This is a genomic window from Bradyrhizobium sp. CCBAU 21365, from assembly GCF_015291305.1.
GTDB classification, from domain to species: domain Bacteria; phylum Pseudomonadota; class Alphaproteobacteria; order Rhizobiales; family Xanthobacteraceae; genus Bradyrhizobium; species Bradyrhizobium elkanii.
Genome location: NZ_CP030036.1, coordinates 494827 through 518683, shown reverse-complemented (window position 1 = coordinate 518683; position 23857 = coordinate 494827). Strand labels below are relative to the sequence as shown.

The following is a 23857-nucleotide window of genomic DNA, read 5'->3' as shown; positions in this document are numbered from 1 at the left end:
CCTTCAGCAGTTCGACGACGCATCACGACATCACGGCCAGCCTCACAAGGACAGGCCTTACCACCCGGACGGGAAAGAGGCCGTTCCATCGGTCATCGCAATTTGAACTAATTGGAATTGAGGACCGCTAAGTCACGCGAAACGTTCGCGCCATGACGACCGCCTGCATCGGAACGCGATCGCTCATTGGTTGAACCCGGCGGGATGGTCAAGCGCAGCCAAAGCGAAAGGCGGCGGAGTTTCCTCCGCCGCCTCGATAGTCGATGTCTGTCGCGGCTACGCTTAGCGGAGCAGCTGCAGAACGCTCTGCTGAGACTGGTTGGCCAGCGCCAGCGCGGACACCGCGATCGACTGGCGGGTCGACAGCGCCTGGCTGTTGGCCGCTTCCTCGTTGGTGTCGGCCAGCGTCAGGTTGGACGAGCCGGTCTGCAGCACGTTGATCAGGTTCTTCGAGAAGTCCTGGCGGATCTGCACGATCGACAGGTTCGAACCGAGGGTCGAAGCCTGGGTGCGCAGCAGGCCGCTCGCGTTGTTCAGCGTCTTCAGCGTGGCGTTGGCCGAAGCGTTGTCCACGAAGTCCGTGCCGGCCACCAGCTTGGTGAGGTTGAGGCCGGTGGCGTCGAAGGTCACGCCCTGGATCTTCAGCGTCGAGGAGCCCGTCTCGTTGAAGGTCAGCTTGAGCTGATCGCCATTGAGCAGGTTGATGCCGTTGTACGAGGCGTCCTGGGCGGTCGTGGTGATCTGGTCCAGGATGTTGTTGTACTGGTTGACCAGGTTGGCGCGGTTCGCCAGCGCGGTCGGGTCCTGCACCGGAGCGCTGCCCGTGAGGCCGTTGAACAGCTTGCCGGCGCCGGCAGCCGTGCCGCCGATCGTGCCGATGGTCGCCGAAGCGGCATCGTTGGTGGTGCTGATGGTGAGCGCACCGGCCGCGCTGAGCGAGGCCTGCAAGTTGTTGGCCGAAAGCGCGTTGTTCAGGTCGTTGAGCGACTTCACCTGGCCTGCGCCGGTGCCGAAGGTGATGCTGGTGGCGGTGCCGTTGCCGGTTGCGCCGATGGTCAGCGTGAGCGTGTCCAGCGGGCTCGCGCCAGCCGTGCCGTTCGCGGTTGCCGTCGCACCGGCCGGGAGGCCGAGCTGCGTCGCGTCGCCCGAGCTGAACGTACCGACGGTGAGCGAGTCCGCGGCGCCGGCGGTGTTGGTGCTGGTGAGGACCAGCTTGCCCGTGCCGTCGATCGAGGCGGCGACCTTGGCGCTGGCGCCGACCTGCGTGTTGATGGCGTCGCGAACCTGGGTGGCGGAGTAGTTCGTGCCCGAGTTCAAGGTCACAGTCTGGCTGTTGATCTGGAACGTCAGGTTCGCGCCGGCCGCGGTAAGGTCGATGCCGGTATAGGCCGCGGTGCTGGTGAGCGTTGCATTGGTCGGGGTCGCGGTGCCGAGCAGGTTGTCAGCGGTCGCACCGGGGATCGCGGCGGTCGTCACCGACGACTTCGCGGAATAGCCGACCGCAGCCTGCAGGGCCTGGTTGGCGACCGACTTGGCGCTGTCGACGAGCTTCTGCAGCGAGGTGATGCCGGTGTTGGCGGCCTGCAGCACCTGCACGCCGTTGCCGATGCCGTCCAGCAGGTTGTTGATGTCGCTGGCGCGGTTGTCGAGCGACTGCGCCGTGAAGAAGTTGGTCGGATTGTCGAGAGCAGTGTTGACCTTCTTGCCGGTGGACAAGCGGTTCTGCGTGGTGGCGAGCAGGTCAGCGGTCGACTGCAGCGAAAGCAGGTTTTGACGGACCGATGCCGAAAGAACGATGCCGGACATACTGGATACCCTTCTGGATGAACACGATTGACGCGACGCCGTAAATTTCGCACGGCGACCCACGCCACACTGGTCCGTCCGCGCTACCCGTTCGTTAAAGGGCTGGTCCGTACAAATACCCAGAACGGCCTTGCCGGTGATTCGACCGGCGGCCCGCGCGATGGTTGACCGCGGCAGCGCACGTTCGGCGCCGGACCGACGTCATGGCCGCGAATTTCCTGCGCATGTGCAGGACTTGCGACATCCCGGCGCGGCCGGCCCGGCGCGTCGATAGCCGGCGTTGCCAGTCATCACGATGCAAAGTCCGGTGAGGAACAGAGTTAATGGAAATCAATAAATGAGAGACAAATTCGCGCCCGTGTCGAACGCCGCGCGAATCGACGTCGATCACCGGTGCCGGCGACGGCCACGTCGTCTGCCCTCTAGAGGGTATAGTTTCAACACTACAACCCTTGTGCAATTGGACAGGCAAGCTATGTTCGCAATCATTCCACACGCCAAGAGTAGGTGATGCGAGACCGTAAGTGCTCCCGCCCTCGGCAGGAGCACCAATGTCCGCGGTATCGCGTCCGCCCAATCGTCTGTTGCAAGCACTTCCCTCCACGGAGTACGCGCAGCTTCATCCCCTTCTGGAAACCGTCGATCTGACCAGGGAAACGGCTCTCGCCGATGCCGGCGCGCCGGTGCAGCGGGTGTATTTTCCGCATAGCGGCGTGGTCTCGATGATGATCAATCTGTCCGACGGGCAATCTGTCGAAATTGCCACCATTGGTCGTGACGGCGTCGTGGGCGCGTCTGCCGCCCTGCACGAGCGGCCGCTGCTTGCCGACGCAATTGTTGTGGTGCCAGGCTCGGCCTCGATGGTGCGTGCGGAGGATTTCCGCGAGGCAGCAGATCGCAGCGCGGATTTCCGGACCCTGGTTGCGCTCTATGAGCAGGCGCTGATGGCGCAGACGCAACAATCCGTCGCCTGCAATGTTTCCCATCCGGTGGAGGCGCGGCTGTCACGATGGCTGCTGCGCGCTCGCGATTTGTGCGGCAGCGAGGCATTGCCGCTGACCCAAGAGATGCTGGCGCAGATGATCGGCGTCCGGCGCAATGCGGTTTCGATTGTCGCACATGGGTTTCAGCAGGCCGGCATCCTGCGTTACAGCCGCGGTCATATCGAGATCACCGATATCGATGGGCTGCGGAAGGCGGCGTGTGAATGCTACGCGACGGTCAAGGCGCACGCCGAACAATTGATCGGGCCGGAAGATTGATCGCGCCGCGAATTCTTTAACATAGGATAATGTCGAGCCCGCCCCCGCGACAATACGTGCTTCTCAATGGAACCCGGACATGTTTCCATTGGAACCAGGACATGCCAGAATAGGTTGCAGGGACGCCCAGCTGCACGCGTCAACTCCACTGACCAGAGACAAACTTTGCCGGCAGGCAGGAGGTTGCTTTGGATAAGGTTTCGCGACCACCCAACGGATTCCTGGCGTCGCTTTCGGCAAGCGATTTCGAATTGATTCGGCCGCATCTGCGGACGGTCGACCTCGCGGCCGATTCAGTCCTGGTCGAGACCGACGAGGTGCTCAAGCGGACATACATGCCGCACAAGGGCGTGATCTCGCTGGTGGTCAAGCTGGCAAGAGGCGAGCGCGTGCAGGTCGCGATGGTCGGCCGCGACAGCATCTATGACGCATTCGCCCCGCTCGTCGAAGGGCCTGTTCTCAACAACGCAGCGGTGCTGGTGCCCGGCATCGCCTCGACCGTGGAGCTCGAGCCATTGCGCGCAGCTGCCGGCCAGAGCCCGACGCTTCGCGCGAGATTGATCCGGCATGGGCTCGCCGTCTACGCCCAGATCCAGCAGACCGCCGGCTGCAACGCCGCGCACACCGTGGAGTCACGGCTGGCGCGATGCCTGCTGCACACACGCGATCTCTCCGGCAGCAACAAGATCGTCCTGACGCAGGAGGCGATGGCGCAGATGATCGGCGCGCGCCGCAACAGCGTGTCGCTGGTCGCGCATACCTTGCAACAGGCCAATTTCATCCACTACAGCCGCGGGCACATCGAGATCACCAACGCCGAGGGGCTGATCAAAACCGCGTGCGAATGCTACGCCGCGGTCAAGGCGCAATATGCGGGGCTGCTGAGTTGTCAGGAAGTCGGTCGCTAGAGTTCGTTGTTTTGCCGCGTTTTCTTTTGCGCGAGCCGGCACCGCTTCGCTCGAAAGCGCTCTGACCGCCGTGCAAGCCGTACTTCTACGGCGTGCGATTTTCACCGTCGGATAACGCTGCCTCCGCACAGTTGTGTGGACGCACGGGGGAGCCGATGTTCACGTACCAGACGACCGACCGGAAGGAAGCCCGGCGCTTCCGCATGGCCCAGTTTAACGGCCGGACCGCGACCATACGGTCGGCCGGCGCGACCGTCACCGGACGCGTGCGCGCGATCGTCGAAAGCAAGTCTGGCGCGACGGCGGCATGGGTGGTCACGATCGTTCCGGATGAGCCGAAGGCGGCCGCGCCGGCCGCGCGGCCCGCGCCGCGCCTGTGCTTCGCCGCGGAAGACGATTTCTGAGAACCGGGTTCTAACGAACCGAACGGGGTTCTGGACTGCAGTTTTGACGCGTCTTCTTGACGCGAACCACTTCGCTTGAAAACGCTCTATGCGGAATGCAGCAAGGCCTTGCGAACGAGATCGGCGGTGTTGCGCGCGCCGAGCTTGCGCATGGCCTCGGCGCGATGGCTCTCGAACGTGCGCGGGCTGATATTCATCCGCAGCGCGCCCTGCTTGTTGGAATAGCCGTCGCTGATCAGGCTGAGCACTTCACGTTCGCGCTTGGTCAACGGTTTGCGGCCGGCTTCCGGCGCGAACATGACATCCGGCGACCGAGAGGCTGCCGGCTTGTCGTCGCTCGGCGGCTTGAGATCGGCGGCCGGGACGGCATTGGGATAGAGGTCGGAAATCTGCTTCAGCATCGCGGACACGCGCTCGGTCTGCTCGAGCGCGTTCTCGATCACCTGCCGCAGATAGACGCCATTGCCGGGCTCGTGCGCGAACTGCTGACTGTGCTGTTTGAGCTCATTCATATAGAGCAGCAGCGCCGTCACCGGCCCATTGAACTGCCGGACGATCGCGGCACCGGCGTCGGCCTGCGGCCGCGGCGCTGCGACTCCCTGAGTCTCGAGCGGCTGCGGCTCAGGCGGCTGCGGCTCGAGCGTCGCGGTTCCACTCATCCATGCCGGAAGGCGCGCCTCGGCCCGATTGTCATGTTGCGTCATGAGTATGGTTTACCAAAGGTGAACTTGTGGCCGCGTTAACACGGGACTCCGTAAAACTACGGGTGACGCAACTGTGACCTCGGGCCCCGATCTGCCAAGCAGGCGCAGATTACCGCTGATTTGGCAACGAATCTCGCATATTTGAGTCGAATTACAGTATTCTTACGGGACGGGTGGGCTTGGGTGCCATCGGCGAGCCAGCCGTTTCCGGCCCCCTAGTTCCGGATTGAAAGGGCCCGAATTCGCGGCCCGGCATCGCCTCAGGGACGCCGGAGCCGAAGGAATTTCTGCAGGAACCGCCCCGAAAGAACGAACCTGAACCACCAATACGCCATTCGTCGGGTCGTCATCGATCATCCCTCTCGGCATCGGGATAGGGTCGGCATACCGCATGCGGGCGCGCGCACCTATGAGACGGTTCACATCAACCGAGCAGCATCGGGTGCGCATTGGGCCGGGATCGGATCAGGCGAATGTCAATTTACAGCCCCGACAGGCGTCGCGATGATCGCCGCCTCTCGATCAGCAATAAGGGCGCGGCCATGAAGCGAGGGCGGAACGAATCCTGGATATCCTGGATGACGATTGCGGCGCTCGCCGCGGCACTGCTGCTTGGCGCAGGCGCGCGGGCCCAGACCCCGACCAGCGATGCAACGCCGACGCCCGACAACGCGGTCATGCTCACCATCTTCTTCAAGCATGATCAGTCACGCCCGCTCGGTGAGCTCAATGCCCAGCTTGAGCGGCAGGGCTTCTACAAGGCGTTTCCGCCCGAAGGGGTCGAGGTCGTCAGCTGGTACGTGATGATGGGGATCGGCCAGGTAGTGACGCTGCGGCTGCCGGCATCGCGGCTGCGCGAGGTCAACCGCGTCATCGAGAACAGTGCCTGGGGCGCCTACCACACCGAGTTCTACCCGACCTACGACTACAAGGCGGTCGGGATCGGCAATCATGAAAAAGCAAAGCAGTAGCTGGTCGCATCGAGACCGATGCCGGGAGTCACGGCCGCGCGCCGGACTTGCCGGTTTTGACCGGAGACCGGGCTAGCGACTGGATCCGATCCACCGCCTATGCGTGGGCCCGCGAGCGCTGGCTCAATCTCTTTGCCAGGATCCGCAAATCCTCGGGGCGCCCGCTGCAAAGCAGGCGGCTGAATTCGTCAGGATCGATGGAGGCAGGCGGAAACTCGGCTGGTTTGCTTGCGGCCCGGCGTAGCCAGGTCAATCGGAAGAGACGCTTGAGCATCTTCATGGTTGTCAGCCCCGATGAGCGTCATTGTTAAATCGCGGCAATGAAATTTGGTTCCACCTCTTGTGGTCGCTCGGCGCGGAATTTCGTTCAATGCCGTCAGGCGAGCAGCGCCTTGCGCTTTCGCACCCGCGCAATGGAGCGCTGAACCGCGGCACGATCCAGCGCCCCGTCTTGCACCGCACCCGCGACCGCCTCGGCGATGCCGGCCATCTCCTGCTCCTGGTCGAACAAATTGTTGCCGATGCAGATCATGTCCATGCCGGCGGCGATCGACTGCAGGCTGGCCGCGCTTGTGCCGAGCGCCTTCTGCAGCCCCTGCATCTGCATGTCGTCGGTGATCAGCAGCGTCTCGGGGAGACGGCGGCGAAGCCGGCCGAGCCCGGCCGATGACAGTGTCATCGGCTGCTGCGCGTCCCACTGCCGGACGATGGCGTGGCTGACCAGCACCGCATCGCCATAGGTGCGCGGCGCCAGCGCGTAGAACAGCTCCTCCTGCTCGGGACGCAGCGCATCGGAAATGTCCATGAACTCCAGGTGCGAATCGACGCTTGCGCCGCCGATGCCGGGAAAATGCTTCAGGCAAAGGCCTACTCCCGCCTGCCGCGCTGCAGCGTCGACCAGCCGGGCATTGGCCTCGACCTCACCGATATCGGGCGAATAGGACCGCTTGATGCTGCCGATGTTGGGATTGTCGGAATTGTAGTCGACGTCGATGACAGGCGCGAAATTGTAGCGGATGCCGAGCCGGCGCAGCTCGCCGTAGCTTGCGGCGAGGACTGCCTGCTTTTCCGCACGCGCGAGCAGATTGAACTCCTTCGCGCTCGGCAGCGGCCGAAAACCGCAGGTGTCCTTGAGCCGGCGCACCAGGCCGCCCTCTTGGTCGATGAAGATCAGCGGCCGCGACGGCAGCGCCGCGATCTCGGCGCAGAGCGACTGCACCTGCGCCGGCGAGGCGATGTTGTTGTCGTACTGCCGGGTCTGGCAGGAGTAGTCGAACAGGATCACCCCGCCGAGCCCGAACTGCGCGGCAAATTCCTTCAGCCAGGGCGGAATGACCTTGCCGTAGAAGCCGAGGATGAAAAGTTCGCCGATGGACATGGCCGCTCGATTCGGTTGCCGCATGGAATAGCACGCTGCGGCGGCGGTAAGAATATGACGCAGGCAGCAATTCGACTGCGTTCCCCGTGCTCGCATCACTATGTTAAGACACGCCGGCGGGCCTCGATCGCCTGCCACGACACAAGGACTTTCGGAAACGCCCATGACAGCAGCTTACGTCCCGCAAATGGCCCTTTACCGCCAATGGCTGAAGCAGACGCGCGGCCTTGAATTTGCGGATTTCGAGGCGATGCGGCGCTGGTCGGTCACCGATATCGACGGCTTCTGGCAGAGCGTCTGGGATTATTTCGACCTGCGCTCGCCGACGCCGCATTCGGCGGTGCTGGCCGAGCGCAAGATGCCGGGCGCGGTGTGGTTTCCCGGCGCTTCGGTGAACTACGCGCGCCAGGTGTTCCGCCATGTCGCGCCGGCGCATGCCGCAGGCCTGCCGGCCCTGATCTCGAGCGGCGAGGACGGCAAGCTCTCGGAGACGAGCTGGCCCGAGCTGCAGCGCAAATCGGCAGCGCTGGCGCTGCATCTGAAGGCTAACGGCGTGCGCGCCGGCGACCGGGTCGCCGCCTACTTGCCGAACATTCCCGAGACGATCATCGCGTTCCTCGCGACCGCGAGTCTGGGCGCGGTCTGGAGCGTCTGCGCGCCCGACATGGCGGCGCCCGCGGTGATCGATCGCTTCAAGCAGATCGAGCCGAAGGTGCTGATCGCCTGCGACGCCGTGACCTATGCCGGCCGGCGCCACGACCGGCAAGGCGTGATCGAGGAATTGCGGCGCGCGCTGCCGACCGTGCAGCATGTCATCCTGCACAGCGACGCCGCGCCGTCCGAGACGCGATTGTCATCGATTCTCGCGGGCCGGAGCGCAGCGATCGACGCCTTCGAGCCGGAATGGCTGCCGTTCGATCATCCGCTCTGGATCGTCTATTCCTCAGGCACCACCGGATTGCCGAAGCCGATCCTGCACAGCCATGGCGGCATCATCGTCGTGGCGCTGCCGCTCTCGACGCTGCACAACGACATCGGCTGCAGCTATCAGCCAAACTCGTTCGGCGAACGCTTCCACTGGTACTCTTCGACCGGCTGGATCATGTGGAATTGCCAGGCCAACGGCCTGCTCAACGGCACGACCTGCTGCATCTTCGACGGCAGTCCCGGCGGCACCAAGGACAAGCCGGACTGGACCACGCTGTGGCGCTTCGTCGCCGACGCCAAGGCGACCTTCTTCGGCGCAGGGGCGGCGTTCTTTGCCAATTGCACCAAGGCGGAGATCGATCTCGCCGCCGTCGGCGACCTCTCGGGCCTGCGCACGCTCGGCTCGACCGGCTCGCCGCTCAGCGCCGACACCCAGGCCTGGTTCAACGAGCGCTTCGCCGCGCTGGCGCAGCAGAACGGCAACGCCGCGCAGGCCGATATGTGGTGGGCCAATATTTCCGGCGGCACCGACTTCGCCGGCGCCTTCATCGGCGGCAATCGCGAATTGCCGCAGACGCCGGGCATCATGCAATGCCGCCTGCTCGGCTGCGCGGTCGAAGCGTTCGACGAGCAGGGCCGCGCGGTGATCGACGAGGTCGGCGAGCTCGTCTGCACCGAGCCGCTGCCCTCGATGCCGCTGCGCTTCTGGAACGATCCCGGCAACGCGCGCTACCTTTCCAGCTATTTCGAGACCTATCCCGACAATTTCGACGGAAGTGGCCGTGGCCCGGTGTGGCGGCATGGCGACTGGCTCAAGATCAACCCCGACGGCTCCTGCGTGATCTATGGCCGCAGCGACGCCACCATCAACCGCCATGGCTTGCGGATGGGCACCAGCGAGCTCTATTCCGCGATCGAGGCGCTGCCGGAGGTACTGGATTCGATGGTCGTCGACCTCGAATATCTCGGCCGCGACAGCTACATGCCGCTGTTCGTGGTGCTGCGCGAGGGCATTGCGCTTGATGCCGCGATGAAGGCGAAGATCAACAAGGCGGTCGAGGCCGGGCTGTCGCGCCGCTTCCTGCCCAACGACATCTTCGTCGTGGCGGAGATTCCGCGCACGCTGTCCGGCAAGAAGCAGGAGCTTCCGGTCAAGAAGCTGTTGCTCGGCCATCCCGTCGAGAAGATCATCAACCGCGACGCGATGGTCAATCCGGGATGCCTCGACTGGTATCTCGATTTTGCGAAGAGCTATCTGAGCCGGCAGGCCGGCGCGGCGTAACGGCCGCCGAATGCCCCTCGCGTTTGGGATCTCACGACATGTCTGCACCCAGCTACATCGACCCGCTCAACGGAAAGCTCTATCCGCTGGATATCCCGCGCTGGTGCTCCGACGAAGGCAAGCCGCTCCTGATCACGCCGCTGCCGGGCATCTCCCGCGACGACATCGATCGTGGGACGCGGTCGCTGTGGCGCTATCGCGCGGCGCTGCCGGTCGAGATCAGCCAACCGATCACGATGGGCGAAGGCTGCACGCCTGCCGTCGAGAAGGCGTGGGATGACCTGCGGCCGCATTTCAAGCTCGAATGGTTCAATCCGACGGCAAGCTTCAAGGATCGCGGCACCACGGTGATGCTGTCGTTCCTGCGCCAGCTCGGCGTCGATGCGGTGCTGGAGGACAGCTCCGGCAATGGTGGCGCGTCGGTTTCAGCCTATGGCGCGGCCGGCGGCATGCGAGTCAAAATCCTTGCGCCGGCGACGACGTCGCCGATGAAGGTGGCGCAGATGCACGCCTTCGGCGCCGAGGTGCAGCTGGTCGAAGGCCCGCGCGAGGAATCCGAGGCGGAGGCGATCCGCCAGTCGAAGCAGATCTTCTACTCCAGCCACAACTGGCAGCCGTTCTTCCTGCAGGGCACCAAGTCGCTGGCCTACGAGATCTGGGAAGATTTCGGCTTCACCGCGCCCGACAATGTCATCATGCCGGTCGGCGCCGGCAGCAGCCTGCTCGGCTGCTATATCGGCTTCAAGGAGCTCCTCGCGGCCGGACAGATCACGCGGCTGCCGCGCCTGTTCGCGGCGCAGCCGCTCAACTGCTCGCCGGTCGACGCCAGCTTCGCCGCCGGCGTCGACACGCCCATCGATCGCGCGGTCCGCAAGACCATCGCCGAGGGCACCGCGATCAAGCACCCCCTGCGGCTGAAGCAGATGATCGCGGCGCTGAAGGAGAGCGGGGGAGGCACGGTGGCAATTCCCGAAGACGGCATCGTCGCCGCGTTGAAGCGGCTGGCGCGCAGCGGCCTGTTCGTCGAGCCGACCTCGGCCTCGGCCGCCGCCGCGCTCGACGTCCTCAAGGCGCGCGGCGCGATCCGGCCGGCGGAGCGCACCGTCGTCATCATCAGCGGCACCGGGATCAAGGCCGCCGGTCTGATCACGGAGCTGCTGGGCAACTAAAGCTCGATGAGATTGATTTGAATTGGAGCAGCTTCCGAGCTTCACCTCTCCCTTGGGAGAGGTCGGCGCGTAGCGCCGGGTGAGGGGTTGCGGACCCTCGTTGGAACTGCGGCCCCTCACCCGATTTGCTAACGCAAATCGACCTCTCCCCACTGGGGAGAGGTGAACCGAACCAGGCGGCCAAATCGATTCAACTTAACTCCATCCCACTCTAATCAACCTGCAACCGCTCCCGTGACGGCTGCGTGCACCGGTGCGGCATGCGCCCGCCCGATATTGTCGAGGAACTGGCGCACGCTTTCCTGCCAGGTAAACGTCAGGGCGTGGGCACGGCATTTTTCGCGCGGCACCAGCAGCGCGCCGAGCGCCGCACGACGCAGGTCGTGATCGAGACATCCGCATCCCGATCGGCCGATCACGTCGAGCGGCCCCATCACCGGATAGGCTGCGACCGGCAGGCCACAGGCCAGCGCCTCGAGCATCACCATCCCGAACGTATCGGTCAGGCTCGGAAACACCATGACATCGGCCGACGCATAGGCATCGGCCAGCGCCTGGCCGGTCCGTGTCCCGAGAAAATGCGCCTGCGGAAATCGGGCTTGCAGGCCGCGGCGCAGCGGCCCATCCCCGACCACGACTTTCGACCCCGGCAGGTCGAGAGCGAGAAAGGCTTCGAGGTTCTTCTCGATCGCGACGCGGCCGACATAGAGAAACACCGGCGCCGGGAAGGCGAGCGGCCGCTCCGCGCGGGGACAGAACAGCTCGGCATCGACGCCGCGCGACCACGGCATCAGCTTGCGGAAACCATGCGCCTTCAGCGCCTGCTCGAGCGATGGCGAGCCGACCATGATGCCGTCGCCGCCATTGTGGAAGCGGCGCAGCGCCGCATAGCTCCACCGTAGCGGGACCGGCAGTCGCGCGGCGAGATATTCGGGAAAGCGGGTGTGATAGCTGGTCGTGAATGGATAGCCGCGCGTCCGGCAGATATGCCGGGCGATCCAGCCGATCGGGCCTTCGGTTGCGATGTGCACCGAGTCCGGGCGCGCGGCCGCGATCGCGCGCGCGATGCGCCGGACCGACGGCAGCGCGAGCCGGATCTCCGGATAACCGGGCAGCGGCACGGTGCGGAAATCGGCCGGCGTCAGGAAGCTGATCGTTGCGCCGAACGAGGGCGCCTCTTTGGCGAGGTATTCGAGCGAACGAACCACGCCGTTGATCTGCGGACGCCAGGCGTCGGTCGCCACCAGCACACGCATCAGCCAACCCCCTCCGATGCCGCGGCGACATACTCAAGCGTGTCCGAGCCTCGCTGCACGCGAAACGGCAGCGCTCTCATGCGCCCTCCTCGAGCGGCAAGTGCGGGGGAAGCGCAAGCGGCGGCGCGACGCTCCGCGGCGCGAGCGAACGCTTGTAGAGGCGAAATCCCAGCACGAGCGCGACCTCCACCGCGATCAGGATGACCACGACCCAGAAGCCGAGGCTGACCGGATCGTGACCGCTGCCGCGCAGCGCATAGCCCAGGCTGAGGAACGGCATGTTCCAGATCACGGTGCCGATCGCCGTCGCCGTCACGAAGGCACGCGGCTCCAGCCGCAGCACGCCGGCGGGCAGGGCCAGATAGATCCGCACGGTGGGCAGGGTCTGGCCGATCAGCGTCACCCAGAAATGATTGCCGCGATAGGCGTCGGTGAGCTGCCGGTAGAGCGAAGGCCGCAGCAACACGAACTTGCCGAAGCGCGTCACCAGCCGCTCGATGCGGCGCGAGCCGAGCGCGCGGCCGAGCCCGTACCAGCCGATCGCACCGACGACCGACCCGGCGCTGGTCGCCAGGATCGTCATCGCGAGCGTCGTGCCGTCGGAGACCGTCAGGCCGAGCAGCATCAGCAACACATAGGACGGCAGCAGCGGAATGAACTTCTCGGCGAGGGCGAGGCAGCCAACGCCCACCAGGCCGAAATGCAAAAAGACCGCGATCGTGCTCGACGTGTCCATGACGGCCTCGATCACATGTGGGGGTGGCGGCGGCTGATCCGATACACGGAAGCCGGAGGCAGGTTGCGAAACGTCTGTCCGATGCAGCTCGCCTGCAGATCGAGGCGATCCAGGATCGCGTCTGCGACGGGACAGCGCGGGCCATAGGTGATCTGGTAGAACGCGCCATCGGGCCGGAGATAGCCGAAGGCGCCGGCAAGGATCGCCGTGACCTTCTCCGGCGGCATCATGAGAAGCCCGAGGCCGCTCACGACCGCACCGACCGGCGCCCCGTCGAACAGCCTCTCCCTCTGCAGCCAGGCCGCATCCATCCAGAGCACTCGCGCGCCCGGGAAGCGCCGCTGCAGCAGCGGGATGAACTCGGAACCGTACTCCACCAGCGTCAGATCCCGCTGCCTGACGCCACGCTCCAGCAGCGCGCGGGTGAAGACGCCGGTGCCGGGACCGAGCTCGATCACGGGGCCGGTGTCTGCCGTGATCTCCTGCACCATGAGGGACGAGACCGTCGGCCCGGACGGCGCGACTGCAGCGACAGCCAGCGGATTGCGCACCCAGGCCCGGAAGAACGGCAGGATATCAGCGGGCGACATGCTGAAGCTCCCGCACGATGTGCGCATTGCCGGTCTGGCGCTGAAGATCAATGAGCAAAGCCATTCAAATGTCTTTCGCATTGCGGGTACCCCACGATCGCGCGTGGAGATTCCCGCCGGTTGAGCCGTGTCGGCCGGCAATGGGAAACGATTCGACCCGCTCCGGCAGGCGCTTTCGTCTCATGCGAAGCTTGCGTCAGCCTGTCGCGAATCCGCCCGTGTGCCAGATTTCGATCCGCGACGCATTGGCGCGGAGCAAATCGCAAGGTTGCCGCAATGAATGGGACATAAACCGGCAAATCGAGAGACGAAACGGTGCAGGGATAACGACGACGAATGCGAGTGCTGTTGGTGGAGGACCAGCCGGACATGGTCGCGGCGTTGCGCGCGGCGCTCGCACGCCACGACATGCTGGTCGATCATGCGCCGGATCTGTTGGAAGCCGAGGCGATCGCCGCAGCGGGAAGCTACGACGCGATCGTGCTCGACCGGCAATTGCCGGACGGCGACGGACTGTCGCTGATTGCGAAATTGCGCGCGAGCGGCAATGCCGTGCCGGTGCTGGTGCTGACCGCCCGCGGTGAGCTCGCGGACCGGGTCGCGGGTCTCGACAGCGGCGCGGACGATTATCTCGGCAAGCCGTTTGCGTTCGAGGAGCTGCTGGCTCGATTGCGGGCGCTGTTGCGCCGGCCGGCGGGCGTGCAGCAACACGCCGCGCGGATCGGGCGCTTGTCGTTCGACTTCACCCATCGCGAGGCCAGCGTGGACGGACGTCCCCTGGAACTGCCGCGTCGCGAACGGCTGGTGCTCGAGAGCCTGCTGCATCGAATGGGACGCATGGTGCAGCGTTCTGCGCTGATGGAGGCGGTCTACGGCCTTGACGACGACGTGCAGCCCAATGCGCTGGACAGCCATGTGTCGCGTCTGCGCCGCAGGCTCGCCGAGGCCGACGCCGGCGTCACCATCAATGGCGTGCGTGGCCTCGGCTATGTGCTGCGGGAAACACCGTGAGCGTATTGCGACCTCGATCCCTCACCTGGCGCCTGGTCGGCCGCCTCGCAGGCCTGCAAGCCGTCACGTTGACCCTTCTGATTCTCGTGATCGGCGCCGTCGCGATCGGGCTGCTGCGGGCGGGGCTGCTGATCGGCGAGTACGAAGGCAGCACGCTCGATACGCTGCGAGACGCTCTCACGCGCAATGAAGCGGGCGGCCTGATGTTGCGCGAAACGCCGGAACTGGCCGCCCTGCGTGCCGAGCATGCCGATCTCTGGTTCATCGTTCGCGACGCCGAGGGACAACAGCTGTCCGAGGGCATGGTGCCAACGCAATTGGCGCCGATCACCTCGGCCCTCGATCATGTGAGCGAAGCGCGGCTCAAATGGAACGCTGCGGAAACCGGGCGGCCTGCCGGGCTCGTCAAATGGGTCGATACGCCGGCTGGACGGCTCCAGATCCTGACCGGCACATACGGCGAGCTCTCGATGTGGCGAGCACTGGAGAGCACGCCCCTGCTATTCCTCAACATGATCCTGCCGATCGTCGTGCTGATGACGCTGGCGACGCTGGTCGCGACCCCGTTCGTGGTGCGCCGGGCCATGACGGGCCTTGCCCAGGTCGCAGCGCAAGCCGAACGCATCGACATCGACCAGCGCGGCGTGCAGTTGCCGCTCGATACGGTGCCGGTCGAGATCGTTCCGCTGGTCAAGGCCATCAATGCCGCGCTCGGTCGCCTCGACAAGGGCTACGAACGCCACCGGCGCTTCCTCGCCGCGGCCGCACACGAGCTGCGGACCCCGATCGCAATTCTTTCGGCACGGGTCGCCTCGCTGCAGGCCGGACTGGAGAAAACCCGTCTGCTCGAAGACGCCACCCGCCTCAGCGTGCTGGCCGGGCAGTTGCTCGACCTGCAACGGCTCGATCAGCAAACCGATACGTTCGTCGAAGTCGATCTCGTCGGCATCGCCCGGCAGGTCGTGCTCGATCTGGCGCCGCTCGCCTTCGCGGCGGGATATGAAATGTCCTTTGAACAGGAGGACGAGGCTGTCGTCGTTTCCGGCGACCACACCTCGCTGGAACGTGCCCTCACCAACCTCGTGCAGAACGCCATCGACCACGGACAGCGGCGCGGCACGATCCTGGTTCGGGTGACGACAGCCGGCCGGATCGAGGTCCACGACGACGGCAACGGTATTCCGCCCGAAGAGCGCGAGCAAATCTTCGAGCCGTTCCGCCGGCTGCATCCGGGCGGGCGCGGCGCCGGCCTCGGCCTCGATCTGGTACAGACCATCATGCGGCTGCACGGCGGCCGGATCGAGGTCGATCGGGCGCCGTCCGGCGGCGCCTGCATGCGAATGGTGTTTGCGACGGTTCAGCCGTCCTGCTGATCGCGCGGATGCGGCCACGGCGAGCGCCGCGAAACGAGAGTCCGCACCGATGGTATCGGAACGGCACTCTCGTTGGTTGTTTTGGCGCGTTTTCCGTATCCAGGTCGTTCGGAAGCCTAGCCCGCCTTGCGCAGCCTCAGGGATTCGTAGAACGCCGTTTCGAAATTGATGTAGCCGATAAAGGACGTCGGATCGCCAAACGGCAGGATCTGCGTCGCCCAGTATCCGCCAAAACCGTTCTGCCGATCGATCCAGTAGAACAAATTGGCGAGCCCGGCCCAGCCGAGCGCGCCGGCGGGGCGGCCGGTCGGAGCCTGCTCGTCATTGATCATGAAGCTCAACGCCCAGGATTTCGACTGGCCGGGGAAGAACTCGGCGTCGTTGGCAAGTGACGTGATCACGCCGGTGATCGCGGTGACCTTGTTGTTGCCGAGATGGTTCTTCTCCGCCATCCGCACGGTCTCCGCCTTGAGGACACGCCCGTGCTCGCCGGCGCCGTCGTTCAGCCACATCCGGATGAAGCGCATGTAGTCGCCGATGGTCCCGTAAAGCCCGTGGCCGCCCATGTGGATTTCGGGCTTGGCCGGCAATTCGAAATCCATCGGCGTGAGCGAACCGTCGGCGTTGCGGGCGTGGATGCCGGCAAGCTTGCGGCGCATCGCATCGATGAGATCGAACGTCGTGTCCAGATCCCGAGCGGTTCGAAGATCCGTGTCTTGAAGACTTCCCCGAGCCGCCTGCCGGTGATGGCCTCGACGATCTGGCCGCACCAATCCATGTTGGTGCCGTATTCCCAGCGCTCGCCCGGATCGAACAGCAGCGGCGTCATCAGCGAAGCCTTGGACGCCGTGATGACGCTGGGCTGCCCCTTCTCCTGCGCCAGCCGGTTATAGGTGTGATTGATGAAGTCGTAGCTCAGACCAGCGGAATGAACCATCAGCATGCGGGTTGTGATGTCGCGTTTCGGCGGACGCAGCCGCGGCTCGCCCTTGTCGTCAAAACCCTCGATCACCTGGAGCTTGCCGATGTCGGGCGCGTAGGTCCTGGCGGGCGCGTCGAGATCGAGCTTGCCTTCCTCGACGAGTTGCAGAACGGCCGTCCCGGTGATCGCCTTGGTGGTCGAAAAGATCGCGAACACGCTGTCGGTCGTCATGTCGGACGGCTGGTCGAGCCGGCGCTTGCCGGCGGCACCTTCATAGATGTTGCGATGGCGGTCGGTCACCATCGCCACGACGCCGGGAATGCGCGGGTTTGAAGTCACGACGCCGTCAAGGATTGCATCGGCGGCTGCACTGAAATTCGTGCTCATTGTCTTCCTCCACATTTTGTAATGTTGACCTGCGTAGCCCGGATGAAGCGAAGCGAAATCCGGGATCGTGATTTCGGGCGTTCCCGGATTGCGCTTCGCTCCATCCGGGCTACGAAATCAGCCCTACTGCACGGCGAAGCCGCGATAGCCGCTGGCGGCGACCTCGTCGCATTTCTGGCGGTAGGTGCCGACACCGCCGCAATAGGACAGCACCCGGCGCGGCTTGCCCTCGACATTCGAGCCCAGGTACCAGGAATTGGTCTTGGCGATCAGTGTTGCGTTGGCGGTCTCGTCGTGATGCGCCACCCACTGATCCTCGGTATCCCTGGTCGGCTCGATGACGTTCAGGTTCTTGCCACGCAAATATCCGATGCAATCGGCAATCCACTCCACTTGCTGCTGGAGGCAGGTGGTCATGTTGCAGAGTGCGGCCGAGGGCGCGAGCGGCACCGCCGTGGTGAACAGGTTCGGGTAGCCATGGACCTGCAGGCCCATCGTGGTGCGGATATCCCTGCCCCAATCGTCCTTCAGCGATCGCCCGTCGCGGCCGCGGATGTCGATGCGCGTCAACGCCCCCGTTCCGGCGTCGAAGCCGGTCGCCAGGATGATGACGTCGAACTCATGCACCGTGCCGTCGGCGGTCTGGATGCCCTCGGCCGTGATGCGGGCGATCGGATTGTTCTTGACGCTGACGATCTCGACATTGGGCCGGTGGAAGGCCTCGAGGAAATTGCTCTCCAGCGGCACCCGGTGCGTGCCAAAACCGTAATCGGCGGGAATCAGCTGTTCGCACAGCTTGGGGTCTTTGATCCGCTCGCGCATCTTCTCGCGCACGAATTCGGTGATCTCGGCGTTGACGGCTTCGTCGAAGAACAGTTCGGCGAAGGACGAGACCCACAGCTTCAGGGATCCGTCGTTCCAGCAATCCTCGATCATCTGGCGGCGCTGCTGTGGCGTCAGGTCGGCCCAGGCATGCTCGAAGTCGAATTCGAAGCCGGTGAACGTCTTGGGCAGCCGCTCGGTGAGGAACTTGAACTTCGACTTGTAGGCCTCGGCATCCGACGCATCCCATTTCGGGTTCTTCATCGGGATGATGTATTGCGGGGTGCGGATGAACACCTTGAGGTGGCCGACCTCACCGGCGATCGACTGGATCACCTGGATTCCGGTCGCGCCGTTGCCGACCACGCCGACGCGTTTGCCGGCGAGCTCGATCGGCCCCTTGGGCCAGCGCGCGGTGTGGAACAGCTTGCCGTTGAACGTCTCCTGTCCCGGGAAGGACACGTGCGGGGCCGAGAGCATGCCGCAGCAGGTGACGAGGAACTGGGTATCGATCACGTCGCCCTGGTCGGTCGCGACCAGCCAGCGTTGCGTCGCCTCATTGAAATGCGCGCTCTTCACCGTGGTGCCGAACTTGATGTCCTTCCTGAGGTCGAGGCGGTCGGCGACGTAGTTCAGCCAGCGCTCGATTTCCGGCTGACCCGGGAATCGTTCGCTCCAGCTCCAGCCTTTGTAGAGCTCCTCGGAGAACAGGTACTGATAGGTGTGGCCTTCGGAATCGAAGCGTGCCCCGGGATAGCGGTTCCAGTACCAGGTGCCGCCGACGCTGGACCCGGCATCGATCGCCTTCACACTCAGCCCCTGCTCGCGCAGGCGGAACAATTGATAGAGACCGGCGACGCCGGCGCCGACGACCACGGCGTCGAGCTTGGTCGTTGCATGCGCACCATTGCTTCCATTCGATCTCGTGACGGTCTCCGTCATGGTTTCCTCCTGTATCCTGCTTCACACACGCTCCAATCGCCGGCGTCGCCGGGTGATGGTGCATTGCGTCAATTTGGTCTCGGCCGCTGTCGCCGAAACGCAGAGCAGGCTACGGGCCGCTCGACCGAACGGCTTGGATGAAACCAACAATCTCTGGAACGCTGCCGTTCAATTGCCCGACTGGCCATTGGTCTCCTTGGCAAACGGCGAAAGCGGCCTATTCTGCGCTCCGCCATCCGGCCAAGAACAAGCGGTCAACCGCGCCACCAATCCCAGGGAGGAGGCTCGCGCGATGGGCCAGTTGATCACGGTCGAGGAGCTGCCGCGCTACGCTCCCGGCGAGCTGAAGCTGGATAGCGCCTCGGTCGGGAGGAACGATTTCCGGCTGCGCATCTTCCGCTATGCGCCGTCCGACATCTGGGTCCCGCCATCGGAGAACTTCCTCCTCGTGCTCTATCGCGACGGCACGACGTCGATGAACCGCCGTGTCACCGGCGCATGGAAGCAGGATCACGTCGGTCGCGGCGTCACGTCGCTCATGACGCGCGCAGAGCCGTCAAGCTGGCACTGGAAGAATGACATCGAGGTCAGCCATTTCTACATCTCCCCTGCCCTCATGACGAAGACCGCGAGCGATGCCTTCGACCGCGACGCCGAAACGATCGAGATTCACGACCTGCTCAAGGTCGAAGACCCGATGCTGACCTGGATCAACGATCAAATGGTCCAGGAAGTTGCCTCAGGAGGTCCGGGCGGACGCCTCTGCTATGATGCGCTGGCACTGCAGGCGAGCGTGCACATCCTGCGGAAATATGCTGCGATCGAGTTCAAGATGCCCTGCGCGCAAGGACGCTTTCGCCCGGCGCATGCCCGGCTGATCGAAGACTATATCGAGCAGAACATCTTCCGGAACATCACGCTGGAGGAGCTCGCGAACATCTGCAATTGCACGCCGGTCCAGTTCGCCCGCAAATTCCGCGTGCATTACGGCATGCGGCCGCACGCCTATGTCCTGCGGCGCAAGGTCGAGCATGCGTGCCAGCATCTGCGCAAGGACCGCGTCGCGCTGAAGGAGATCGCGTTGCTCGCCGGTTTCGCCGATCAAAGCCACCTCAATCGCGTCTTCCGGCAGCACATGAACGTCACGCCGGCGGAATATCGCCGGCAGGTCTGCGAGCACACCGTCCAGGCGTGAGACTGGGCCAGCGACGGCCTCACACCGGCGGCGGATTGAGGCGCGCAAAACCTTCCTGGATTCGGTAGGGGTAGTACGGATAGGCCGGCATCACCGCGCTCGCGCGGTCGAGACGCGCGATCTGGTGCGCCGAGAGCGACCATCCGACTGCGCCGAGATTGTCACGAAGCTGTGCCTCATCGCGCGCGCCCATGATCACCGACGATACGCTCGGCCGCGTCAGCAGCCAGGCAATCGCAACCTGCGGCACGCTGCGGCCGGTCTCGGCAGCCACAGCGTCCAGCGCATCGACGATGGCATAGAGCTTCTCGTCGTCGACCGGCGGCCCGAACTGCGCGGTCTCGTGCAGGCGGCTGTTGGTCGGCAACGGCTGGCCGCGCCTGATCTTGCCGGTGAGGCGGCCCCAGCCGAGCGGGCTCCAGACCAGCGCGCCGACGCCCTGGTCGAGCGCGAGCGGCATCAGCTCGGATTCATAGTCGCGGCCGACCAGCGAATAATAGACCTGGTGCGCCACATAGCGCGGCCAGCCGTGCCGCTCTGCGACACCGAGCGATTTCATCAGATGCCAGCCGGAAAAATTCGAGGCGCCGACATAGCGCAGCTTGCCGGCACGCACGAGCGCGTCGAGCGCCGACAGCACCTCGTCGACCGGCGTGAAGGCATCGAAGGCATGAAGCTGCAGGAGATCGATATAGTCGGTGCCGAGCCGCTGCAGCGCAGCGTCGACCGCGGCGACGAGACGGTATCGCGACGTGCCGGCATCGAGCGGACTGTCGCCCATCGGCAGGCCGGTCTTGGTCGAGATCAACACCTGGTCGCGGCGGCCCTTGATCGCGGCGCCGAGGATCTCCTCCGACGCGCCGTTCGAATAGACGTCGGCGGTGTCGAACAAATTGACGCCGGCCTCGAGGCAGATGTCGATCAGCCGTCGCGCCTCGCCGGCGCCGCTGCGGCCCCAGGCCGAAAACAGCGGTCCCTGTCCACCGAACGTGCCGGTGCCGAAACTGAGCACGGGGACTTTCAGGCCGGATGCACCGAGATTGCGGTATTCCATGGTCATGCTCCCTTGATCCGATTCATTCCGCCGGGCACTGCGCGGCGAGCGCGATCGGCCGATCGAGCCGCAGGCTCCACAGCGCAAGCACCAGGCCGATTGCAGTGATGACGGCGGCCACCAGCGGCAGCGCGCCGAGGCCAAGGCCGCGATCGATGGTGACGCCGCCGGCCCAGGCGCCGAGCGCGTTGCCGAGATTGAAGGCCGCAATGTTCAGGCTGGAGGCCAGCGTCCGTCCTTCGACGCCGGCGGCTTCGAGCACGCGGAGCTGCAGCGGCGCGACGGTCGCGAACGCGGCGATGCCGAGAACGAACAGCAGCACGACCGCCAATGCCTTGATCGAGACGACCGCCGTCAGCGCGACGAGCACGGCGGCGAGGCCACCGAGCGACACCAGCAGCGCGCGGGCAAGTCCCTTGTCGGCGAGCCGTCCGCCCGCGACGTTGCCGATCGCAAGGCCGGCACCGAACACCAGCAGGATCGGCGACACCGCGGCGTCGGAGAAGCCGGTGAGCCGCGTCAGGATCGGCTGCACATAGGTGAAGACCGCGAACAGCCCGCCGAAGCCGAACACCGTCATGGCAAGTCCGAGCAGGACCTGCGGGCGGCCGAGCACGGCGAGCTCCTCGCGCAGCGGCGCGGGCTTGTCGTTGGCGCCGACATGGCCGGGGACCAGCACCGCCAGCACGATGAACGCGATCACGCCGATCGCCGCCACCGCCCAGAACGCCGCGCGCCAGCCGAGCATCAGGCCGAACCAGGCGCCGAAGGGCACGCCGAGCAGGGTCGCGACGGTGAGCCCGATGAACATCGTGGCGATTGCCGAGGCGCGCTTGTCTTCCGGGACGAGGCTTGTCGCCACCACCGATCCGACGCCGAAGAAGGTGCCGTGCGCCAGCGAGGTGAGAATGCGCGCCGCCATCAAGAGCCCGTAGCTCGGCGCCAGCGCACACGCCGCATTGCCGAGCGTGAAGATCGCCATCAGCGCCAGCAAGACCGCCTTGCGCGGCATCCGCCGCGTTGCCAGCGTCAGGATCGGCGCGCCGACGAACACGCCGAGCGCATAGCCGGAGATCAGCAGGCCAGCCGCGGATACCGATACCTGCATGTCGGCGGCGACCTGCAGCAGCAGTCCCATGATGAGGAATTCGGTGGTGCCGATGCCAAAGGCACCGGCGGTCAAGGCAAGGACTGCAGCAGGCATGTGTCGCTCCGGACAGAAGGATTCCGCAAAGCGAGATAGCGGTCCGGGCCGGGAAGGATTAGAATGGCCGCAATCCAATCATTTGTGACTTGAATTCAAGATGGCCCGCACAGACACCAACCGCTCCGGCGAGATGGACGTATTCGTCCGCGTCGTCGATCTCGGCGGCTTCACGGCTGCCGCGAACAGCCTGCGCCAGACGCCGTCCGGCGTCAGCAAGCTGGTCTCGCGGCTCGAGACGCGGCTCGGCACGCGGCTGGTCAACCGCACCACGCGCAAGCTGCAGCTCACCGAGGAAGGCCAGGCCTTCTACCAGCGCGCCCAGCGCATCCTCGCCGATATCGACGAGGCCGAACGCGAGGCCGCCTCATGTGTGCCGCGCGGCCATCTCACCGTGAACAGCAACATCCCGTTCGGCATGCTGCATGTGATGCCGCTGCTGCCGCGCTTCATGCGCGAACATCCCGACATCACGCTCGACATCGTGCTGACCGACACGCTGGTCGATCTGATGCAGGAGCGCGCCGACGTCGCGATCCGCGCCGGGCCGCTCGGCGCCTCACGGCTGATCGCGCGCAAGCTCGGCACCAGCCGCATGGCGGTGGTCGCCGCGCCGTCCTACCTCGCCCGCTTCGGCACACCGAAGACGCCGGCCGACCTCGCCGCCCATCGCGGCATCGGCTGGACCTTTCCGCGCAGCATTCGCGGCTGGCCGTTCCGCCGCGCTGAGCGAATCGAGGAAGCGCTGCCGCCACCGGTCGCCCGCGTCAGCGACGGCGAAGCCGCGCGTCAGCTCACGCTCGGCGGGATCGGACTGGGCCGGCTGGCGCTGTTCCACATCGGCCCCGACATCGAGGCCGGGCGTCTGGTGCCGGTGCTGCAAAATCTCAATCCCGGCGACCGCGAGGACATCCATGCGGTCTATGTCGGCCATGCCGGCCCGCTGCCGGCGCGGGTCCGCGCTTTCATCGATTTTCTTGCACAGCACATCCGCATCGGCGATCCCTCGCTGCGGCGCGGCGCCGATGGAAGATGGAAAGTCGTGGGTGACAAGTGAGCATGCGATGACGCACGAGCCCCCGGCCTTCCAGTCCGTCACCGAAACGATCCGCATCGTTACCGAGCCAAAGCATGTGTGGGACGCGATCATGGACCCCAATGCGGGCGTGAGATGGCGCAATGCGCATTTCAGGACCGATTGGCGGATCGGCGCGCCGATCGACATCGAGGCGGAGATCGGCGCAAAGCGCTATCGCGACAAGGGCCGCGTCCTCCATGTCGAGCCGCCGATGCGGCTCGCATACTCCTATTGGTCGCAGGTCTCCGGCCTGCCGGATGTTCCGCAATCCTATGCGACGATCACGATGACGCTCGTGCCTGACGGCGGCGAAACGGTGCTGACCGTCACCCAGCAGGTGCCGCCTTCGCCGATCCGCCGCGGAAACGGCTGGGAAATCGGGCCCGACTCAGGCGCCAAACACGTTGCCTTCTACTGGCGCATGACGCTGCCGCGCCTGAAGCACGCGGTCGAGCAAGGACGCGCCGCGCAGTAGC

The 23857-nt window shown here is 65.1% G+C and carries 21 protein-coding genes and 1 pseudogene; 12 read left to right on the top strand and 10 right to left on the bottom strand.

Annotated features, from left to right (window positions below):
* Positions 1 to 282 precede the first annotated feature (282 nt).
* Entirely contained in the window at positions 283 to 1806 is a 1524-nt protein-coding gene (locus tag XI02_RS02430) for a flagellin (RefSeq protein ID WP_172646073.1), read from the bottom strand.
* 551 nt (positions 1807 to 2357) lie between these two features.
* On the opposite strand from XI02_RS02430, the gene XI02_RS02425 reads away from it, so the two are divergent.
* The 3 genes from XI02_RS02425 (at position 2358) to XI02_RS02415 (ending at position 4380) form a co-directional block, all read left to right on the top strand.
* A complete protein-coding gene (locus tag XI02_RS02425) occupies positions 2358 to 3068 on the top strand; it encodes a Crp/Fnr family transcriptional regulator (RefSeq protein ID WP_244980864.1) in 711 nt (236 codons plus the stop codon).
* Between the two features lie 188 nt (positions 3069 to 3256).
* Complete coding sequence (locus XI02_RS02420) at positions 3257 to 3976, top strand: Crp/Fnr family transcriptional regulator (RefSeq protein WP_018269415.1); 720 nt, start codon at positions 3257 to 3259, stop codon at positions 3974 to 3976.
* Positions 3977 to 4131: 155 nt separating this feature from the next.
* A complete protein-coding gene (locus tag XI02_RS02415; protein WP_016845175.1) occupies positions 4132 to 4380 on the top strand; it encodes a hypothetical protein in 249 nt (82 codons plus the stop codon).
* Between the two features lie 86 nt (positions 4381 to 4466).
* Here the strand turns inward: XI02_RS02415 and XI02_RS02410 are convergent, their stop codons facing one another.
* Entirely contained in the window at positions 4467 to 5084 is a 618-nt protein-coding gene (locus tag XI02_RS02410; protein ID WP_172646074.1) for a helix-turn-helix transcriptional regulator, read from the bottom strand.
* Positions 5085 to 5662: 578 nt separating this feature from the next.
* Here XI02_RS02410 and XI02_RS02405 point away from each other — a divergent pair.
* Complete coding sequence (locus tag XI02_RS02405) at positions 5663 to 6055, top strand: hypothetical protein (protein WP_371814031.1); 393 nt, start codon at positions 5663 to 5665, stop codon at positions 6053 to 6055.
* A 376-nt stretch (positions 6056 to 6431) separates the two neighbouring features.
* Here the strand turns inward: XI02_RS02405 and XI02_RS02400 are convergent, their stop codons facing one another.
* Positions 6432 to 7433 carry a glycoside hydrolase family 3 protein gene (locus XI02_RS02400; protein WP_172646075.1) on the bottom strand — a complete coding sequence of 334 codons (1002 nt, stop codon included), beginning with the start codon at positions 7431 to 7433 and terminating at the stop codon, positions 6432 to 6434.
* 163 nt (positions 7434 to 7596) lie between these two features.
* On the opposite strand from XI02_RS02400, the gene XI02_RS02395 reads away from it, so the two are divergent.
* Positions 7597 to 9642 (top strand): acetoacetate--CoA ligase, encoded by a 2046-nt coding sequence (locus tag XI02_RS02395; protein ID WP_172646076.1) that lies wholly within the window; start codon positions 7597 to 7599, stop codon positions 9640 to 9642.
* A gap of 38 nt (positions 9643 to 9680) precedes the next feature.
* A complete protein-coding gene (locus tag XI02_RS02390; RefSeq protein WP_172646077.1) occupies positions 9681 to 10811 on the top strand; it encodes a threonine synthase in 1131 nt (376 codons plus the stop codon).
* Between the two features lie 215 nt (positions 10812 to 11026).
* Here XI02_RS02390 and XI02_RS02385 read toward each other — a convergent pair whose 3' ends face one another.
* The 3 genes from XI02_RS02385 to XI02_RS02375 all read right to left on the bottom strand — a co-directional run bounded on the left by XI02_RS02385 (position 11027) and on the right by XI02_RS02375 (position 13393).
* Positions 11027 to 12067, bottom strand: coding sequence for a glycosyltransferase family 1 protein (locus XI02_RS02385; RefSeq protein WP_172646078.1), 1041 nt, complete (start codon positions 12065 to 12067; stop codon positions 11027 to 11029).
* Between the two features lie 76 nt (positions 12068 to 12143).
* Positions 12144 to 12803, bottom strand: coding sequence for a DedA family protein (locus tag XI02_RS02380; RefSeq protein ID WP_141713403.1), 660 nt, complete (start codon positions 12801 to 12803; stop codon positions 12144 to 12146).
* An 11-nt stretch (positions 12804 to 12814) separates the two neighbouring features.
* A complete protein-coding gene (locus XI02_RS02375; protein WP_172646079.1) occupies positions 12815 to 13393 on the bottom strand; it encodes a class I SAM-dependent methyltransferase in 579 nt (192 codons plus the stop codon).
* On the opposite strand from XI02_RS02375, the gene XI02_RS45935 reads away from it, so the two are divergent.
* From XI02_RS45935 to XI02_RS02365, 3 genes are all read left to right on the top strand, one after another.
* Positions 13392 to 13517, top strand: coding sequence for a hypothetical protein (locus tag XI02_RS45935; protein ID WP_016848321.1), 126 nt, complete (start codon positions 13392 to 13394; stop codon positions 13515 to 13517). The genes XI02_RS02375 and XI02_RS45935 overlap by 2 nt on opposite strands.
* 212 nt (positions 13518 to 13729) lie before the next feature.
* Entirely contained in the window at positions 13730 to 14404 is a 675-nt protein-coding gene (locus XI02_RS02370; RefSeq protein WP_016848320.1) for a response regulator transcription factor, read from the top strand.
* A 5-nt stretch (positions 14405 to 14409) separates the two neighbouring features.
* Entirely contained in the window at positions 14410 to 15777 is a 1368-nt protein-coding gene (locus XI02_RS02365; protein WP_172648972.1) for a HAMP domain-containing sensor histidine kinase, read from the top strand.
* 116 nt (positions 15778 to 15893) lie between these two features.
* On the opposite strand, the pseudogene XI02_RS02360 reads toward XI02_RS02365, so the two are convergent.
* Positions 15894 to 17086: pseudogene (locus XI02_RS02360) on the bottom strand (serine hydrolase domain-containing protein).
* 123 nt (positions 17087 to 17209) lie between these two features.
* Entirely contained in the window at positions 17210 to 18850 is a 1641-nt protein-coding gene (locus tag XI02_RS02355; protein ID WP_172646081.1) for an NAD(P)/FAD-dependent oxidoreductase, read from the bottom strand.
* 292 nt (positions 18851 to 19142) lie between these two features.
* Between XI02_RS02355 and XI02_RS02350 the strand changes: the two genes are divergently transcribed.
* Positions 19143 to 20045 (top strand): helix-turn-helix transcriptional regulator, encoded by a 903-nt coding sequence (locus tag XI02_RS02350; protein WP_069277306.1) that lies wholly within the window; start codon positions 19143 to 19145, stop codon positions 20043 to 20045.
* Between the two features lie 19 nt (positions 20046 to 20064).
* Here XI02_RS02350 and XI02_RS02345 read toward each other — a convergent pair whose 3' ends face one another.
* Together XI02_RS02345 and XI02_RS02340 are read right to left on the bottom strand one after the other, a co-directional pair.
* Complete coding sequence (locus XI02_RS02345; RefSeq protein ID WP_172646082.1) at positions 20065 to 21099, bottom strand: aldo/keto reductase; 1035 nt, start codon at positions 21097 to 21099, stop codon at positions 20065 to 20067.
* A 22-nt stretch (positions 21100 to 21121) separates the two neighbouring features.
* The gene (locus XI02_RS02340; protein ID WP_172646083.1) at positions 21122 to 22303 is read right to left on the bottom strand and encodes an MFS transporter; all 1182 of its coding nucleotides are present in this window, start codon (positions 22301 to 22303) and stop codon (positions 21122 to 21124) included.
* A gap of 100 nt (positions 22304 to 22403) precedes the next feature.
* On the opposite strand from XI02_RS02340, the gene XI02_RS02335 reads away from it, so the two are divergent.
* Positions 22404 to 23360 carry a LysR family transcriptional regulator gene (locus XI02_RS02335; RefSeq protein ID WP_172646084.1) on the top strand — a complete coding sequence of 319 codons (957 nt, stop codon included), beginning with the start codon at positions 22404 to 22406 and terminating at the stop codon, positions 23358 to 23360.
* Positions 23361 to 23367: 7 nt separating this feature from the next.
* Positions 23368 to 23856 (top strand): SRPBCC domain-containing protein, encoded by a 489-nt coding sequence (locus XI02_RS02330; RefSeq protein WP_172646085.1) that lies wholly within the window; start codon positions 23368 to 23370, stop codon positions 23854 to 23856.
* Position 23857: the final 1 nt, after the last annotated feature.